17 protein-coding genes and 1 pseudogene are annotated in these 17,432 nt (G+C 45.3%); 5 read left to right on the top strand and 13 right to left on the bottom strand.

The genetic code is table 11. The annotated features are described in order from the left end of the window. Positions 1-687 precede the first annotated feature (687 nt). Positions 688-1,644: an AraC family transcriptional regulator gene (locus LOZ86_RS17490; protein WP_039483754.1), complete on the bottom strand. Its 957-nt coding sequence runs from the start codon at positions 1,642-1,644 to the stop codon at positions 688-690. Positions 1,645-1,759: 115 nt separating this feature from the next. Here LOZ86_RS17490 and LOZ86_RS17495 point away from each other — a divergent pair, with 115 nt between their 5' ends. Further along, complete coding sequence (locus LOZ86_RS17495; protein ID WP_039483747.1) at positions 1,760-2,947, top strand: MFS transporter; 1,188 nt, start codon at positions 1,760-1,762, stop codon at positions 2,945-2,947. A gap of 130 nt (positions 2,948-3,077) precedes the next feature. Here LOZ86_RS17495 and LOZ86_RS17500 read toward each other — a convergent pair whose 3' ends face one another. Beyond that, a complete protein-coding gene (locus tag LOZ86_RS17500) occupies positions 3,078-3,500 on the bottom strand; it encodes a MarR family winged helix-turn-helix transcriptional regulator (RefSeq protein WP_039483745.1) in 423 nt (140 codons plus the stop codon). 158 nt (positions 3,501-3,658) lie between these two features. Between LOZ86_RS17500 and LOZ86_RS17505 the strand changes: the two genes are divergently transcribed. Beyond that, entirely contained in the window at positions 3,659-4,678 is a 1,020-nt protein-coding gene (locus LOZ86_RS17505) for an alpha/beta hydrolase (protein ID WP_039483743.1), read from the top strand. A 693-nt stretch (positions 4,679-5,371) separates the two neighbouring features. On the opposite strand, the gene LOZ86_RS17510 is transcribed toward LOZ86_RS17505, so the two are convergent. Both LOZ86_RS17510 and LOZ86_RS17515 read right to left on the bottom strand, forming a co-directional pair. Then, positions 5,372-5,593 carry a hypothetical protein gene (locus LOZ86_RS17510; protein ID WP_039483741.1) on the bottom strand — a complete coding sequence of 74 codons (222 nt, stop codon included), beginning with the start codon at positions 5,591-5,593 and terminating at the stop codon, positions 5,372-5,374. A gap of 318 nt (positions 5,594-5,911) precedes the next feature. Continuing rightward, positions 5,912-6,499 carry an NAD(P)H-dependent oxidoreductase gene (locus tag LOZ86_RS17515; protein ID WP_039483738.1) on the bottom strand — a complete coding sequence of 196 codons (588 nt, stop codon included), beginning with the start codon at positions 6,497-6,499 and terminating at the stop codon, positions 5,912-5,914. 117 nt (positions 6,500-6,616) lie between these two features. On the opposite strand from LOZ86_RS17515, the gene LOZ86_RS17520 reads away from it, so the two are divergent. The 3 genes and pseudogenes from LOZ86_RS17520 to LOZ86_RS17530 form a co-directional block, all read left to right on the top strand. After that, entirely contained in the window at positions 6,617-7,219 is a 603-nt protein-coding gene (locus tag LOZ86_RS17520; protein ID WP_039483736.1) for a TetR/AcrR family transcriptional regulator, read from the top strand. 203 nt (positions 7,220-7,422) lie between these two features. Then, a complete protein-coding gene (cueP, locus tag LOZ86_RS17525; protein WP_039483734.1) occupies positions 7,423-7,974 on the top strand; it encodes a copper-binding periplasmic metallochaperone CueP in 552 nt (183 codons plus the stop codon). Between the two features lie 203 nt (positions 7,975-8,177). After that, positions 8,178-8,591 (top strand): annotated as a pseudogene (locus tag LOZ86_RS17530) (transposase); the annotation flags it as partial. Between the two features lie 403 nt (positions 8,592-8,994). Here the strand turns inward: LOZ86_RS17530 and LOZ86_RS17535 are convergent. Genes LOZ86_RS17535 through LOZ86_RS17575 form a run of 9 tightly spaced genes read right to left on the bottom strand, consistent with a single transcriptional unit; the run spans position 8,995 to position 17,430 of the window. Continuing rightward, positions 8,995-9,828, bottom strand: a complete 834-nt coding sequence (locus tag LOZ86_RS17535; RefSeq protein WP_052012055.1) for a crotonase/enoyl-CoA hydratase family protein — start codon at positions 9,826-9,828, stop codon at positions 8,995-8,997. Positions 9,829-9,830: 2 nt separating this feature from the next. Beyond that, a complete protein-coding gene (locus LOZ86_RS17540; RefSeq protein ID WP_039483732.1) occupies positions 9,831-11,030 on the bottom strand; it encodes a hypothetical protein in 1,200 nt (399 codons plus the stop codon). A gap of 20 nt (positions 11,031-11,050) precedes the next feature. Next, positions 11,051-11,794 (bottom strand): outer membrane lipoprotein-sorting protein, encoded by a 744-nt coding sequence (locus LOZ86_RS17545; RefSeq protein WP_039513019.1) that lies wholly within the window; start codon positions 11,792-11,794, stop codon positions 11,051-11,053. After that, positions 11,791-13,005: an ABC transporter permease gene (locus LOZ86_RS17550; RefSeq protein WP_039513021.1), complete on the bottom strand. Its 1,215-nt coding sequence runs from the start codon at positions 13,003-13,005 to the stop codon at positions 11,791-11,793. Before LOZ86_RS17550 ends, LOZ86_RS17545 begins: the two co-directional genes overlap by 4 nt. Continuing rightward, positions 13,002-13,664 carry an ABC transporter ATP-binding protein gene (locus LOZ86_RS17555; protein ID WP_039513023.1) on the bottom strand — a complete coding sequence of 221 codons (663 nt, stop codon included), beginning with the start codon at positions 13,662-13,664 and terminating at the stop codon, positions 13,002-13,004. The genes LOZ86_RS17550 and LOZ86_RS17555 overlap by 4 nt, the downstream gene beginning before the upstream one ends. Next, entirely contained in the window at positions 13,664-14,326 is a 663-nt protein-coding gene (locus tag LOZ86_RS17560) for a hypothetical protein (protein WP_039483725.1), read from the bottom strand. The genes LOZ86_RS17555 and LOZ86_RS17560 overlap by 1 nt, the downstream gene beginning before the upstream one ends. After that, the gene (locus LOZ86_RS17565) at positions 14,323-15,657 is read right to left on the bottom strand and encodes an N-acyl amino acid synthase FeeM domain-containing protein (RefSeq protein WP_039513026.1); all 1,335 of its coding nucleotides are present in this window, start codon (positions 15,655-15,657) and stop codon (positions 14,323-14,325) included. The genes LOZ86_RS17560 and LOZ86_RS17565 overlap by 4 nt, the downstream gene beginning before the upstream one ends. Beyond that, complete coding sequence (locus LOZ86_RS17570; protein WP_230242526.1) at positions 15,644-16,504, bottom strand: carbohydrate kinase family protein; 861 nt, start codon at positions 16,502-16,504, stop codon at positions 15,644-15,646. Before LOZ86_RS17570 ends, LOZ86_RS17565 begins: the two co-directional genes overlap by 14 nt. Further along, a complete protein-coding gene (locus LOZ86_RS17575; RefSeq protein ID WP_230242528.1) occupies positions 16,492-17,430 on the bottom strand; it encodes a hypothetical protein in 939 nt (312 codons plus the stop codon). The genes LOZ86_RS17570 and LOZ86_RS17575 overlap by 13 nt, the downstream gene beginning before the upstream one ends. Between the last annotated feature and the right edge of the window lie 2 nt (positions 17,431-17,432).

Consider the following 17,432-nt stretch of genomic DNA (forward strand, 5'->3'; position numbering starts at 1 on the left):
AATCCATTAAGTTTTTATCATTAACTCTTTTCCGTGCCGGATAATATATCACATAAAAAAATTTAGAATAACAATCAAATCAGTCTTAAAGCTTTTTTAGGAAAACACACAAACTGCTAGTACCCACAACCATAATAATTAACATATGAAATATAATTCCTCATATCAGTAACTTCTCTAAATATTTATTTTTTCATTATTTGATTTTAAATATTTGCATTTGATAATTATTCCAACGTGATGGATAAGCGTAAAATTTCGCCGTTCAGGCAAGTCTGCTCCTATGTTTTTTGATTCAATAAATTCTGAATATCCCCAATGGCCCGATTATCTCCGCGATAATAAACAGATGGCATATCTTTATCTCCTCATTAAAATGATATTCATCAGACATACATTGTCGCTATAAACATTTTCAAAAATAACAGCAGAGATAAAAAAATAAATCCGTATTTTGGCGTAGTTTATTTATCGTGATGGGTTATTGTTGGTGGGGGAAATATCTGGATTATCCGTGATGATGTAAACGGCAAAAGCATAACGACACCATCAGCCGTTATGCTCTTCATTCTGTATGATATCGGAAGATCTCTAAAAATGAATGGTTCGCTTTACTGGGATACTTACAATCCCCCCAGTAGAAACGATCGATACGACGGCCACGTTAGCTGCAAATACCGCTCCCCATCAAACCTCCTCAGAAATCTTGCCGATTTCCCGCAGCGCTCCCGGTGCGTGGCCCACGATGCGTTTAAATGCCCGGCTGAACGCCGCCAGCGATCCGTAACCCAGACGTAGCGCCACCGTTTCAATCGCCTGATGCTCATGCCGGATGTACTGGACAGCCAGACGCATACGCAACTCGCTGAGATATTTCGCGGGTGTGGTGCCGGTCGCGGAGAGAAAACGCTCGGCAAAAACGGAGCGGGAGGTGCCCGCCTCTTTTGCCAGCTCCGCAACGCTCCAGTTTACGCCCGGCTGCTGATGCATCGCATAAATCGCTCGGCTCAAGCGCGGGTCGCGCAGTACCTGCACCCAGCCAGTCGCTTTACCGCAGCCGGCTTCAACCCATCCACGCACAATGAGCGCCGCGACCACATCAGCCAGTCGCGCCAGAATGCCGGCAAACCCTACCTGACGAGTCATCGACTCACGTTCCATGGCCGCAAGAATCGGATGAATTTCCGGCCAGGTCGACATCAGGCGGCTCACCATCATGACTTCCGGCATCGCTTTGATCAGCGGCTGCATTCCGCCCAGCTCAAAATCCATGCATCCGCTGAAGATCACCGTGTTTTCGGTATCGGGACACGGTTCACCGCCGATCGCACACACAGAATTGCAAATCGCTTCGCTTGGAAATGCCGACACCGGCGTGACGTCAGCCTTTTCATCAGAGAGCAACGCATGCGAATTCCCGTTGGGGATAAACAGTGCGTCCCCGCTTTTTAGCACAAACGTCGCGCCACTCTCCATGCGCAGCAGCGCCGTACCCTGGCTGACAAAATGAAACTGCGCTCTGCCGGGCTCATAGTGAAACGCCACACCAAAGGGGGCATGGGTTTCAATTCGGCGATATGTCACCCCGGAAAGACGCATCCCACGCAGAAGCTCGCTGATTAAATCGGGTGACTGAACGGTCATGACGGCAACTCCGGACGAATAATCAATAAGTGAAGATTATATGTCATAGATCGTCCATGTGGAACGTTCTATGCTTCGTGACGGTTGTCACATTTTTCTAACGAGAGAGCAACAGATGAATTCATGTATAGCGGCAAGTGAGGCCATCACGCCCGCAAAACCCGCCTGGCGAGCCGTTTATTCACTGGGACTGGGGGTATTTGGCCTGATTACGGCTGAGTTTCTACCAGCCAGTTTATTAACGCCGATGGCGACAAGTTTAGGCGTCACGGAGGGAATGGCAGGCCAGGCGGTGACCGCAACGGCACTAGTCGCGCTGGTGACCGGCTTGCTCATCACATCGGCAACTAAAAGCATCGACCGCCGTTGGGTGTTGATGTTTTTCTCGGTACTGCAAATCATCTCCAGCCTGCTGGTGGCGTTTGCCCCCAATCTGCATGTGTTGCTATTTGGACGTTTACTGCTAGGGATTGCCATTGGTGGATTCTGGGCCATGTCCACCGCCACGGCGATGCGCCTTGTGCCCAAGGATAAAGTGCCTAAAGCGCTAGCGGTGATCTTCTCCAGCGTCTCGATTGCCACCGTTGTTGCCGCACCGCTTGGCAGCTATCTGGGGAGTTTGATTGGCTGGCGAAACGTCTTTATCCTCTGCATTCTGCCGAGCGTTGTGGCGCTGTTTTGGCAATTGTGGGTGTTACCATCGATGAAGCCGGAAAGCAGCGGTAGCCTGGGAACACTGCTTCGCGTGCTGCGCCGTCCGGGCATGATCGGCGGACTGCTGGCAACGGTGCTGATCTTCAGCGGACATTTCGCCTTCTTTACCTACCTGCGTCCGTTTCTGGAAACTGTCGGGCAGGCAAGCGTCGAAAATATTTCCCTGATTCTACTCGGCTTTGGCCTCGCCAATTTTGTCGGTACTTCGATTGCCGGTTATCTACTGGCGCGAAACTTGCGCCTGACGCTGGCACTGGTGCCATTTGTGATGGGCGTTCTGGCTCTGACCATGGCGGCCTTTGGACATCTGGCAATGCTGGACGGTCTGCTGGTCGCGATGTGGGGATTTGCGTTTGGTCTGGTTCCCGTGGGCTGGTCAACCTGGCTTGCGACAACCGTACCGGACGAAGCCGAAAGCGCGGGCGGTTTACTGGTAGCATCGATCCAGTTTGCGATCGGGGCTGGCGCAGCGGGTGGCGGGGTGATATTTGACCTCAACGGAGCCAGCGGCGTGTTTGCTGGCAGCGGATTATTGCTGGTATCAGCAATGGTGATTGTTTTTGCGGGCGTGCGAGTTCGCGCACAATAACATGCTATGCCACACCTGAGAGTAGGTGTGGCATCTGTCACTTACCATCCTGTTTGATCCGTTCGCATCGCCAGATCGACCCGAAAATTCGAAAATCCTCGATAGGAAATCGAGCTTTTCCCCCACCCGGCTATAATTCTTCCAGCAGATTTTTAGAAAGCTGTCGCAGCATATTCAGATCCTCATCCTTCATACGCATAGAGCAACGCATCTGATTTGGCAGGTCGACAATCCGTTCTTTCAACGCAAGCGCCTTGTCAGTCAGCACCACTTTTTTCATGCGTTCATCACCCGAAACCGCAACCCGGTTTAAAAATTCCTTGGCTTCCAGTTTCTGGACAAGCGGCGTCAGCGTGCCGGAATCAAACAGCGTTTTCTCACTCAGTTCTTTGAGCAGGATATTGTCCTGATCGTACAGGGACAGAAGGACGACAAACTGCGGGTAAGTCAGATCGAATTCTTTCAGCAGCGGCCGATACTGGCGAATCAGTGCATTGGCGACCGAATACAGAGAGAAGCACAATAGTTCACCCAAGGTACTGTTTTCTTTCATTTTAAACACTCCGTTACTCACAAGCTTAAAAAAATTATAAATAATGTTTGACCAAAAGTAACTTGCACGCAAGTATATATCTAGCTATTAAATCGCATTAAAATTAAAATCACCCTTGTGAACCTATCAACCGCACGATTTTAAAAAAGGCCAATATCATGAAAACCATCTCCACCATCCTGACGTCTGCCGTATTCGCTTCTATGACATCCGTCGCTTCTGCGCAGCCGATCAACACCCCTGCGCCGACCGCTGGCGTACAGGCATTTCTTGATGTTCTGAATTCCGGTAAGGGCAAACCGATAGAGCAGATGACTCCACAGGAAGCGCGTCAGGTTTTGATCGGCGCGCAACAGGGCGTGAAGCTGCCAGCCGCACAGGTGTCTGAAAAAACCATCCAGGTGAACGGTCAGGCTATTAAGCTGAAAATCGTGAAGCCGGAAAATGCATCAGGTACGCTGCCGGTGTTCATGTTTTTCCATGGCGGCGGCTGGGTGCTCGGTGATTTCCCAACCCACGAACGTTTAATCCGCGATCTGGTCAGGGCGTCTGGTGCCGCCGCGGTGTACGTGGATTACACCCCGTCCCCTGAAGCACGCTTCCCTGTCGCCATCAATCAGGCTTATGAGGCGACGCAGTGGGTGGCCGAGCACGGTCAGGAAATTGGTGTGGACGGTAGTCGTCTGGCGTTAGTTGGCAACAGCGTCGGCGGCAATATGGTCGCTTCTGTTACCCTACAGGCTAAACAGTTCGGCGGGCCGAAAATTCGTTATAACGTCATGCTGTGGCCTGTAACGGATGCGAACTTCGATAACGCGTCCTATAACCAGTATGAAAAGGGCTATTTCCTGACGAAAAATATGATGAAGTGGTTCTGGGATAACTACACGACTCACGCGGCAGACCGTAATAACATTCTTGCCTCCCCACTTCGTGCCAGTACGGAACAGTTGAAGGGCTTCCCGCAGACATTGATTCAGACGGCAGAGCTGGACGTACTGCGCGATGAAGGCGAAGCGTTCGGACGTAAGCTGGATGCAGCTGGAGTGCCCGTGACCGTGACTCGCTATAACGGCATGATTCATGACTACGGTCTGCTGAATCCGCTGAGCGAGGAGCCGACAGTCATCACCGCACTGGAGCAGGCAGGCGCAGAGTTGCAAAAACATCTGAAATAACGGCTTGATATAGCAACGGTTCCAAATGATAAAAGCCCTGACTATATTAGCCAGGGCTTTTAAGGTACTGCAGATTTAAGATTTAACATTCATTGACTTAATAACATCTTACTACTATCGATACTGCTTCAAATGTACACGTTTATAACAGATAATATTGGGTACTAAAATGAGCTAAACCTCCCTATATTTACTGATTTAAACACTCTGCCAACCTTATCACCATTCAAAGATATGGCAGGTCAACAAGTACATCCCCCATCGCGATAGAGACTCTTTGATGCGTGGCTTTACTCATGTTGCGATATTTTTCACATCACTAAACCAACACGTAATCGCAACCAATAAAAACAAAATCATGGCCTTACATCATCGCGCTTTCGTCCCCTTTTTGCGATTGTCGGTACTGACTACGTGGCCTTAAAGCATTATCGAGTGAGGATTATGAATATTTCTCAACATCGATTACCCATATAACAATACTTCGTGACCTGTATCGCAAAATTCGTGTTAAAGAACATATTCACTGTCTTTAACATCACAGCAGCTTGAAACTTAGCTGCCGTTGGTAACTAATTTACGGATTTTAAAAACCATGTCAATACTGTTTTTAATAACATGATTTTAATAACAGTAGTCATGAGATCACCATGAGGAAAACGTAGGAAAACTAAGCCCCCACGGTATTCAACACTACGCCGCCGCGCTTAATTTAATCTCAACGACCGTATGACCAGTGGTTATTTTCTTTGTACCAACGAGGGTTAATCCACTTAACGTCAGAATATCTTCCATATCTTTCAACGTTCTGTATCGCGTGCCATCTTGGCAGATGACAGATTGAAACAGCGCATTCATCAATAACCTTGGTGAGGTTTCTTCATGCTCCAGCAAAGGTTCGATGGTTAATAGCATCGAATTCCCAATTGATTGCGCGATGGCTTTTAATATTTTCAGACAGGATTCGTCGATCCAGTTAAATATGCCCAGCGGAATTCATATATTTCCCTTTATTATCTAATTTCATAGCGAGGATGCGTTTACGATCTAGCACGTCATTGATGCCGATACGCAAAGTATGCTGAAATGAGGCTAAAAATATATCATCCGTTTGGCCAAACGGTAATCAGCCATCTACCATACGGCCAGAAGAAATAAGGGATTAAAACGTCATGATTTAAAGACGCTATTATTTTAAAAATAGGATTTGTTGTCTATGGCTTAAAATAACGATTAGCGGAAAACGCGCCCACCAATATTGCGCGCGGCGTCGATATACACCTCTGGCGTTTCCATTTCCGGCATCAGCAGTATTTCAGACGTCAATACTGGCGCACCACAGTAGTCAAAAATCCCGTGTGCGATCTGGACATGAAAGGCGTCTGCATAGCCATGCTTTTCAAATGTTCTCTGGTTGACTGCACCCAGCGCCACAAGGTGTACCGGTAAATGCCCCAGCTTCTTTATCACATTTCCATCGGCGGTTTCTTCATAGGCCCAGCCGTTTGAAAACACGCGATCGATCCACCCTTTCAACAACCCCGGCATGGACCACCAGTAAATCGGGAACACCAGCACCAGCGCATCTGCGTTATCAATACGGGATTGCTCAGCACTGACGTCAGGTGGTGTTGCACCTGTACACTGGAAAGCCGCTATATCTGGCACAGAAAACACAGGGTTAAAGCCTTCCTCTGTAAGATCTGCGATTTCAAACGTATTTTCTGGGTTTGCCCCAGCGATCCCTTCCGCAATTGCGGTAGCGACACTGTGAGTGAGTGAGGTATGAACAGGATGAGAAACGACAAGTAATGCATGCATTCCGAGTACTCCCTATTGCTATAAAACAGCGTCAGATATAGTCTTATATACTAACAGTAACCTACTATTAGTAAGTTACTTTTGGTACATAAGAATGTCAACAGGATAATATCGCCAATGTCCAAGCCACAGGCACGACAGCGTTTATCAAGAGAAGATCGCCATATACAGCTGATCAAAGCCGCTTGGCAGATTATTCGGGAAGAAGGTACGGAAGCGCTGACGCTCGGGCATCTGGCGGAACGGGCTGGTGTAACGAAACCGGTGGTTTATGATCACTTTACTAACCGTTCGGGGCTGTTAGCTGCACTTTATAAGGAATATGATGCTCGCCAGACAGCGATTATGGATGACATTATCCGTAAAACTGAGCCCGTACTCGATAAGCTGGCTGCGGTGATTGCTACTTCGTACATTGATTGCGTACTGCTTCAGGGCCGTGAAATGCCCAACGTCATGGCGGCGCTCACCGGAACCCCAGAGCTTGAACAAATCAGGCAGGAGTACGATGCCACCTTCACGGAAAAATGCCGCGATCTCTTTGCCCCATTCTGCGCGGGTAAACCTCTCCATGACGCCGCGCTGCGCGCCATGCTCGGTTCCGCCGAAGGGTTATCTTATGCCGCTGTAAAAGGGATTATTACGGAACAACAGGCTAAAGATGAATTGTTCCATGTGGTCGTCTCTATGGTACAGAGATGTAGCGCTCAGCACCTATAAAACAGAACCTGAATCCACATCAATAATGACGCTAATATCACCGCCATTCACATTAATTCAAAATTGACCAGCATCAATAAAAAACCAGTAAATACATTAATTTACCTTTCTATACATCCCGCCTTTTGACCTTCCCGTAGGGGGAAGGTGTAACGTTATAACCTGTGATTCCAGATGATGACTCTTATTGAGAGGAAATGATAATGAAGATAAAAATGATGGCGGCACTGTTCACTCTGACGTTAAGCACCCCAGGTTTTGCCGCGGTAACGGACGCCAGCGCGTTTCTGGCAAAGCAAGGTCTGGCGGGGAAAACGGTCGAGCAGATCGTCGATGCTATCGATCAATCGCCGCAGGCCAGGCCATTACTCTACAGCGCGTCGATTACCGGCAAAGCACTGAAATTATCGGATGGGCAGCAGCAGTACAGCTATCCGCTGGGCAATAAATTCTATCTCTCATTCGCTCCTTATATTCAGCAAACTCATCCCTGCTTTAATCACAGCTTATCTGGGTGTCAGGGTGAACTCGCCAATACCGCATTTGACGTAAAAATCACGGATAAAACAGGTAACGTTATCGTGCAGAAAACACTGAGCAGCCATCAAAATGGCTTCGTTGGTGTATGGTTGCCGCGCAATATTGAAGGAACGATTAATGTCACCTATCAGGGACGCGTGGCAAGTTCGCCCTTTGCAACCTATGACGACAGTCAGACCTGCATGACGACATTGCCATTGAAAGCACGGGCCTAGCGGAAAGAAGCCGTAAGACGCTAAACTACCGAATGATCCGGCTAAGCTCAGCAATGAATATGATATGCGATAAGCCTACAGATCCCGCTCTGGTTTCTGTAGAGCCTTGATGAATAACAGGAATTCTAGCTGTAGTGGCATAGTGAATTTGGCCATCTGAATAGAGGTGATACCATCGCCTCATAGTCAAAACAGGTGACATTATGACCGGACGTAACAGACGCAATTTTAGCCCAGAGTTTCGCCTCGAAGCTGCCCAGCTTGTACTCGATCAGCTCTACACCGTTGCCATTGCGATGAATGTCGGCAAATCCACGATGGATAAATGGGTTCGACAACTGAAAGAAGAGCGAGCGGGGAAATCACCCATAGCTTCACCCATGACACCTGAGAAAATTGAGATGCGTGAGTTGAAGAAAAGATTACAAAGCCTTGAAATTTAAAGGGATATATTAAAAAAGGCTACCACGTTCTTGATGTCAGACTCCCAGAACAATTCTCATTAGTTGAGAAACTCAGGGCGCGGTTTCCTGTTGCCGTTGTGTGCAACGTATTTGGGGTTCATCGCAGCAGTTATAAATACTGGCGGCAGCCCAGGAAGCCTGACGCCACGAGAGTGCTCTTACCCACCATTAGTGAACACTCCTTAGGCAGATACTCGTCTAAGGTGCGATCATCGCTGCAATACGTCAGTAAACAACTCTATATGTAATAATGAAGATTTACATCACAACCCCTTTTTGGCAATACAGGATATAGTGGTTTCATTGCAGGAAGAAATCGCACTGTTCATTAACAAGCGGAATATGTCTGTCACATCGTAAAATGGAAACTGGTCATAACACTCTGATCCTGCGCTTTATGACTACTAATCATGAAGGTTTCAGCCAACACACCAGCCAGTTCCCCTTCAGGTACTAGTTCATCAGAAAGATGCTGGCAACAGATTTCGGCGATTCCAGCATTGAGTCCCAAATCCTTGCAGCCCTCCAATCGACATTCGTCGTCCCCACGCTGATCTTACCTTCTCTGCTGCGTTGCCGCATAAGCGATCAATGCAAGCTGCCGCCGGTTTAGATTCATAATACCCTCCACCCACTGCTCAGCAAAAAAGCGTAACTCTGACATCGGCAACGTCTTAGAGTATTTATAGATACGCGATAATTGATAACTCGCAGGAGTATTCATGCGCTTGAGGAATGTCCTTAATGCATATTCCCCCTGCCCATCTGGAATAACTTGACTCACCAGTCCCATATTGAAAAGCTGTTGCGCTGAGAACATCTCACCCGAAAGGAAAATACGTTGATAATCCCCTCTGCGAAGCACACGAGATAGAATGGAAGCGGCCCCCATCCCCGGAAAAATACCCAGCTTAATTTCAGGAAACGAAAAATTTGATGACTCGCTGGCAATGAGATAATCACAGGCCAAGGCAGCCTCAAAGCCACCGCCAATACAGTCGCCTTCAACCAACGAAATGGTCGTTATCGACTTATTGATACCATAATAGAGGTAGTGAATAAGATCGACGCATTTGTCAGCATAGAAGCGAAGTTTATCTCTATTTTTCTCCTCTGCTAACAAGTAAAACAGATCAAGATCGGCGCCAAGATTAAAAATTTCTGGATATCCTGAACGCAGCACAAAAAAATTGAGGGATTCTGAACAAGCCAGATCACCATGCGCAATTTTTGTCATTCCATTCAACATAGCATCCACCCGCTCAGCAGAAAAAAAAGGGGGACTTTCGCTACCCAACACCACTTCAAAACTGTGAAAATCCGGGTAATAAAATGCAGAACAGTCCTTATAAATGTCATAACGTTCCGGATTACGCGTGGTCAGAACCATGATCAGCGACTCTCCCAGAAATATAGCCAAGACAAAAAAACGCCATAATTTATTGGGTTACCGCCATATTCACTCTTCCCCTTTCCCTGATAGAATTCAAGGCTGGCTCTTAGTGTTGAATTTGTCGATAGCTGGCCAATCATGGTGCTCCGCAGAAAATGACTATTACGTTCTAAATCATAAATTAAAGTTTGTTCCAGCTTGATATCATCATTAACAGGGATATCACTAAATCGTAAAAAAAATTTATTTTTATGCCGATTACGCAAATTAAGATATTGAGAGACATCGACATATTTTATTTTCCCTGTGGCTACTGCTCCAGAGATATTTTCATACTCATCCTTGGTATAACCATGTTGGTTATACCAGTACTCGGAGTTAATATTGATACCATTATCAAATGTATATTGTGCACCAACGACCAGATCAGTAAAGAGTCCAGACTCGCGATGAAAATCTCCCTGTGCATCAACTACTGCACGATTTCTTTTATCTGAAAGTGAGTTTTCAATATAACCCGTAATCTTATCGGTAAAGGTTGTTGAAATATTAACCCCTATAGCATTGATGTCATTATGGTAATATGAAATCCCTGCATCGGTATTAAGAAAAGGGAAATTATAGGCATATTGTAACCAACTGGAATTTTCTGATGGCGAATAGTAGAACTGCACAGAAGAAGATGAAAAATAGTTGATTAATCCAATGATATCATCACCTTTTATCTCAGACCGCCGTTGCTGATCTGCCAGATGCCGATCCTGAAATTTATTTGCATTAAGGAAGTCGGTTGGATTATTTCCAATCGCTACACCATTTACTAACTGCCTACGACCGAGATTTAAAATAAATGTGTCGGTGACAGAATAATCGAAAAGTGCCTCATCAACGAAGATATCCGATTGATCGTTGTACTTATCAAAAGAATATTTCTCGCTAGCCCTTATTTTTACTGGTACTGAGAGGCGTTGATACTGGTAGCGGGAGGAGAAGTGAGCCATTAGTTGTGCATAGTTGTCAGAGTATAGGTTGAAATCCTGACTGTTCCTATATTTTCCCCCCTGATATGAATAGCTACGAAGATCGCTCTGCAACTGATAATTGAAATCAGCATCTTCAGCGCTGCTCAGCAGCGGGATTATAACCAGTGACCACAATCCGTATATAAACCATGGCCGTTTTACAGCACGCTTCTGCATAAAGTCCCCGACTTATCCTGCTATCTTATTCTGTTCAGATAGGATGGCTGATAAAATGCTTCCGGCGTTTTTTCCAGTAAAAACTGGCTATAGGTCAATGTTGTCGTGTTATTGGTGTTAACACTGTCGTTAATTACTAACTTCACTGGCCGTTCACTGCCCAAAACCGTGGAGTATTCAATATAGGCTATTGTTTTTAACTGCTTACCTGACAATGCATAAAAATCTGCTTTAATTGGCTTCAAGCTGTGCTTATCGACAGTTAATACCACTTTTCTGTATGGCGTCGATGCTTCTTTGGCCTGTAACTCAAGTTCAATAACTTGCTGGGATTGCTCGTTTTTTGTCACTGCTGAAATCGGGTTATAGTCGATGTTAAAAACAACGCGCGAAATATCAGCATTAGAAGCAGCACCAACCAGTTGCTGCTGAGGTGATATTCTCATCGCTCGGCTAGTGCCAGGTATATATATCCACATATTTCGGTCATCTAACAGGATAACCCGCCCCTTATTTTTTACCGGTTTGGTATACTGCACTAGGCTTTTCGTGCTGTTGTTGACTTTCACGATATATTCGCTAATAGATTCACCCTTATTAACATCGGCTGTAACCGTAAAAATAAAATCACTCCCCGGCGCTCGAATATTATCGACCCGCGTCAGTATCGCCTCTGGTGAAAGCGTCAAATCCGGTTTATCAGCCGCCATTAATGCCATAGGCAGCATCATTGATAGGAAGAGGGTAATAAGTCGTGTTTTCATATATGGGTCAGCGCCTCGACAATATCCTTTTTGGCTGCAATAATTGCTGGATATAATGAAGATATAGTTGCAGTTATCATCGACATCATAAAAGAATAAAAAACAACAGAAAAATCGATATTAATATGTGCAGTATATCCGTTGGACATCCCTGGCGGAGCCGGTATCGCTATACCACCTGAAAGGTTAATAATCTCAGCAAATCCTGTTCCAGCGACAACACCAATGACACCACCAAAAATACCGATAATAATGCCCTCACTAATAAATAACCCGATGATTGAGAGCCTTGTCTGCCCTATAGCACGTAACGTGCCTATCTCACGAAATCGCTCAAAAACGGACATACTCATCGTATTAGTGATACTTAAAATAACAATAATCGATAAGACAATAAAACTAAGCTTAAATATGGAGGTATACAGATTGACCACTCCCTGATAAAACTCAGCAAGCTGCGTCCACTCTTTGTATTCATACTCACTACCGATAATCGTGTCGATTGTGCTGGCAACTGTAGATAAGCTTTTGGAGTCATCCAGTAACAACACCAGATACTCAATTTTTTCTGTATCAAATAATCGTTGCAGATGTGCCAGGTTCATTTTTACATAAATTTTGTCATATTCTTTTGCCGGTGTACGTACGATACCGACAATCGTACAATCCACGGCATTGATTGCATCGTCAAAACTCGAACTGAGTATCGTCGCGGTATCCCCCACCTTAGCCGCGAGACCTTTCGCAAGTTGGCTGCCCACCACGCACTCATCATCATGGCCTTGCTCAATTTGTCTGCCTTCAACCACAATCTCATAATTAGAGAACTCCTCATCCCTTTCCGGCATCACACCGATTAATTTGGCAGATAGCGTCGCCTGGCCAACCGTAATCAGTCCAGACCCGGTGAGTCTCCTTGATATTGTGCTGATATGAGGCGTTGTTTCCAACGTTGCTTCCAGTTGCTGTGGCGACGAGATCAGCAGTTCTCTGCTCTGAGATGCCCCTTGCTCGAAATAGCCACGTTTAGCAATCTGAAAATGGCCCAACTGGGTTCTTATAGTCGATTCTCTGAGTCCTTCAAAGGTGTAATTAATAAAACCACCAAACACAATCATGGCGCTCATCGCTGCCGAGATCGAAAGAAAAATAATCGCTGTCCGACGTTTGTTCCTGAAGACATTACGCAGAGCTAACAGTGCTGTAGTCATATGACTCTCCCGTCTGTCATATTGATCACTCGCTGTGCGAAGTTGTATACGTTGGCATCATGAGTGGCGAAAATAAATGAGATCCCATGTATGCGATTCATCTCCGCTATAAGGTTCAGTATTATTTTGCTATTTTCACTGTCTAAATTTGCCGTCGGTTCATCCGCTAAGACATATTTAGGTTTTGTAATCAACGCCCGGGCAATAGCGACTCGCTGCCGTTGCCCTCCAGACAACTGATCCGGACGATGTTGTCGAAACGACATCAGACCCACATCATTAATAATGTCTGCGACGCGTTTTTTGCGTTCCGCTTTTTTGACGCCCTGTAAGATCAACGGATACTCGACATTTTCATCAACTGATAGAACCGGTAATAAATTAAAGGACTGAAAAATGAAGCTAATATTATTCCGACGAAATAATGATTTCTGATAATCATTAAGCGTGTTCGTCAGTTTATCCAGCAGAAATACCTCTCCCGCATTCGGCGTCAGCAAACATCCTAGAACATTTAATAATGTAGATTTTCCACTACCTGAAGATCCAGTAATTGCCACCATTTCAGATGTAGCAATGTCCAGAGAAACATTTTGCAATGCCAATATTGTGCTATGTCCCAACGAGTATTGATGACTCACCTCTCGAATCCTAATCATTACAGTTTCCCTTTCGACTTATTAGCCCATTTAGACTCACCATCGGCGGAAACTGATTTTTTGAAGAAATCGACTGCCGAAGATGCATTACCAACATCTTCAGCAAGAACGCCTAATTTATAATAAAATTCGCTTTGATTATCGGGAGTGAGTGAGAAATGGGAGGTTAGGTACAAATAATCATTGAAAGCCATTTTTTTACGATTGAACATATCGGGTAAACCGTAAATCACGCTGGCACGGATTACTCTTACCTGATAATTATCATCGGTGGCATTCACCGCTTTATCCAGCATGCCGAGTCCTTTATTGACATAAGTAATTTTTTTATACACTGCACTGCTGTCTCTGGCTAACATGGCGTAAGAACTGCCCAGCCAAGCCAAGGCTAACATATCTTCAGGTGCTGACTGGCAATAACGACTCAGATATTCAACTGCCTGTTCAGAAGCCTTATCTTTCTTATCAAGTGCTAACTGGTGCCATGCGATACCCATTATTTTTAATGCCTGAAGATCTTTTTCAGCTAGCGGCCGATATTGTTCAATTACCTGTTCCAGCTTGGTTGTCGTACGCATGCTGAAAAGCTCATCTTGCATGTCAGCCAGCACACCAAACGATGACAATAGTGTTAAAAATATAACCCATCGTAATTTTTTCATTTTGCAATATCTCCGACTGGATTTAATAAATTCCTGATATCTTTCACTTCTAATTCCCATGGTCGATTACTGGTTTTTTTAAGGTAATAACGCAGTGCCGCCCGCTTATACCATCTTTCAAGCAAATAACGATTAACGTAATCAATAAACCCATATTTACTCGCCTCATCGCGATTCTTTATTATGAGGTTAGAAAAATTCATAATGACCGGTGTGCACAACGTGCCGTACGGTAATTTCACTCGAGAGCGCGGGTCTGATGGGGGAAAAAGTAGATGAAAGCCCAGTTTCATATACAGCGTCACCCGATGTGTCGCCGCATTACCGATAATAAAGGAAATATCTTTCTCCAACGCCAACTCAATTAAGCACTTAAATAGTCCGGTAATAACCTCCGGTCTTTCCCGATATTTTTCGTCAATAGAAAACCGCCCTGCCTGCAATATGAAGCCAACGCGTTTTAAATTCTGAAGATCAAGGTTAGATTCATGTTCAATCGGCAGAGGCACCTCATTAGCCAGTACACATCGGATACATCCCACCATTTTTTCGCCATCATAGGCACAAAAAATCAGCACATTATCATTGCCATCAAATGCTGAATTCGCAATCTCGTGTTGTAATTCATTTAATAACAGGTGGCTACGCTGTTCATCAGACAGCACTTTTTCGATAAAAAATTTCTGATACTCAGCAGAGTTTCCGATAATTCTTTTGAAGTTAAAATTATTAATTGAAAACTTATCTTTTCGAATATTGCCATTGCCAAACCATACAACGCTAAAAAATATAGTCAGCAGGCCTGCCATAATGCAAATCGCATAAGGAACGAGGATGAATTCAATTTCAGGAACAAACCAAACACTAAAAAAAAGTGACAACAGATAAGCCTGTAGCCATATAGCAGAATTAGTATAATGCAGCGTTCTTAATCCTCTTCCAGCAGAATAAAATGCGGTAAAGGGTTTTCCTGCTAACAACAACCCACCAACAAGCAATGCCAGAGAGGTAAATATAATAATTCCTGCGCGATGTCCAATATAGATATCAAACCAGGATAATATAGTTAAAACAACATACATCAGTAGCATAAAGATAGAGACCGGCGACCGAATATTGTGCTTCAGCTCAAGGACAACAATAAGCAGATAACAAGACAACGCAATCACAAAAGCAATTTTTAGGTCGATAAAAAAGATAAAACCAAGACAAAAAATAAGATTAACCAGAGAGATAAACATGAAGAAAACAGGGAAAATTCTGTCATCCTTACGTTTAATCTCACTATTATCCATTTCATTCTCTTTTGCTACCAGATTACCGGAATTCATTCATACACCTCCGGATAAATGACTCGTTGCAGCCAGACTCCAGCAGGGTTGCTATCCAGGGAAGTGCAGCCAGATAACCTGCTTTTATCTGTTGAAAAACCATTGCATCAGCTCGTGAGAGTTGATGGCTGAGATAACCAGCCACTAAACCGATCAACAGATCACCACACCCGACATCAGTTGTGACAGTTCGTGGCATAGCGGGTGCGAGTAATTCTCTCTCTTCGCCAGAAATTAACTCAGATCCATGACTGCCATCTTTCACCAGCAGAAACTTGTTCTTTTGCGCAAGAAATGTGGCAAAAAAACGTTTTCCCAGTGAGCTGTACTCATGCCTCGTGATGGTAATCATATCCACATAACGGAGACACTGACGCAGCTCTTCCCCCCTGATGGCCAGCCAGTTCATATTGAAGTCCATCAGCGTTAGCTGTGGCTGCGTTTTGGTTAAAATCGAGCAATACCATGCAGGATCGCCATTTGCCAGCACCACCAACGCCCCATTCAGTAAGTCGCTATTTTTTTCGCTTTTCCAGATAGCAGGCATGCCATCAAGTTTGCCATTCCCTTTACTACCGAGAACATTTTCGCTATGCCAGGTCAGCAATGGATTGTTAATCGAGGTCATGCAGCGATCATCACAGGATAAAAGTTCAATAACAGAACGCTCATCCTCACTCATAGAGTGACTTACTGCCGCCATCATCCTCGAATGGAGGCCCATTAAACGCATTCCTGTTGATGCATAAACTGCTGGACCGCCAATCCAGGCTCTGGCTGTCGGATAGCGCATTCTCATGATCAATCCAGCAACAACAGGGATATGATCCATTTCTACCCCTTCCATTCCAACCCCAGGACAAAACCACCGAGGTTTTCATGACCACACTTCACTATGATTCTATGATTCTTCGCTTCACTAACCGACTGGTGAATGAATAACGGTAATAACCATGAGGTAAATGCAGTCAGTTCACTTTTTAAAACCATTTCATAATAAGCGCGATCTGTTCGCCATTCTGGGGGGAACTCAATCTGTTCGCCGGGCGAATAACGATAGATAATTTTAAATTGCCATCCTGTGGCTTTTTGGGTTGGAGCCGAAAGGACTATTCCGCTGGCACCATTGAACAACAAGCCCGCATGCGCATAATTAATATGCTCGGCAGCAATCTGGTGCGGAGGGCTCACCTCTTCCGCGCACAACAGTAAAATTTCTTGCGCACGTTGATAGTGAAAACAAAGTGCCGCATATTCCAGTGCTGAACAGGCTCTCATCATGCCATCAAGAAACGTTAACGCAGTGGCATGCAGATTGTGTGCGGCGGCGATCTGCGTGGATATCGCGCTGGGTATCGAACTGGGCAGCAGCATGGTATCTGTCTCATTCCAGCCATCGCGTACACCAACGGATTCAAATTCCCAGGCAATCGGCAACGTTGACGAACTTGATACGCAGGTAATACCGATATTCTCACCAGACGCATGGCAATATTTAATAAATTCCTGCCCTAGCGTTGAGGCAAAAATCGTCGCTTTGCTGGCAGATCGGGAACGCGCCACACCGCTTTTTTTTCTGATGGCGAATGGCACATCAACCACGCCACGTTCAATCTCATCTTGCAAGATGACGGCAGAAGACTCATTAAAGTTGCAGGGCGCAGCAGGCGACTCTCCCACCCCAGGCACGGAAATAATCGGCAGGCAATCAGGAGCCGTCAGCCAGCCGAATACGTTGATCAAAGGTCCATCAATAACAGGAATCGCTTTCATGT

Origin of the sequence: Pectobacterium parvum, from assembly GCF_020971565.1 — a bacterium.
Taxonomy (GTDB): Bacteria; Pseudomonadota; Gammaproteobacteria; order Enterobacterales; family Enterobacteriaceae; genus Pectobacterium; species Pectobacterium polare.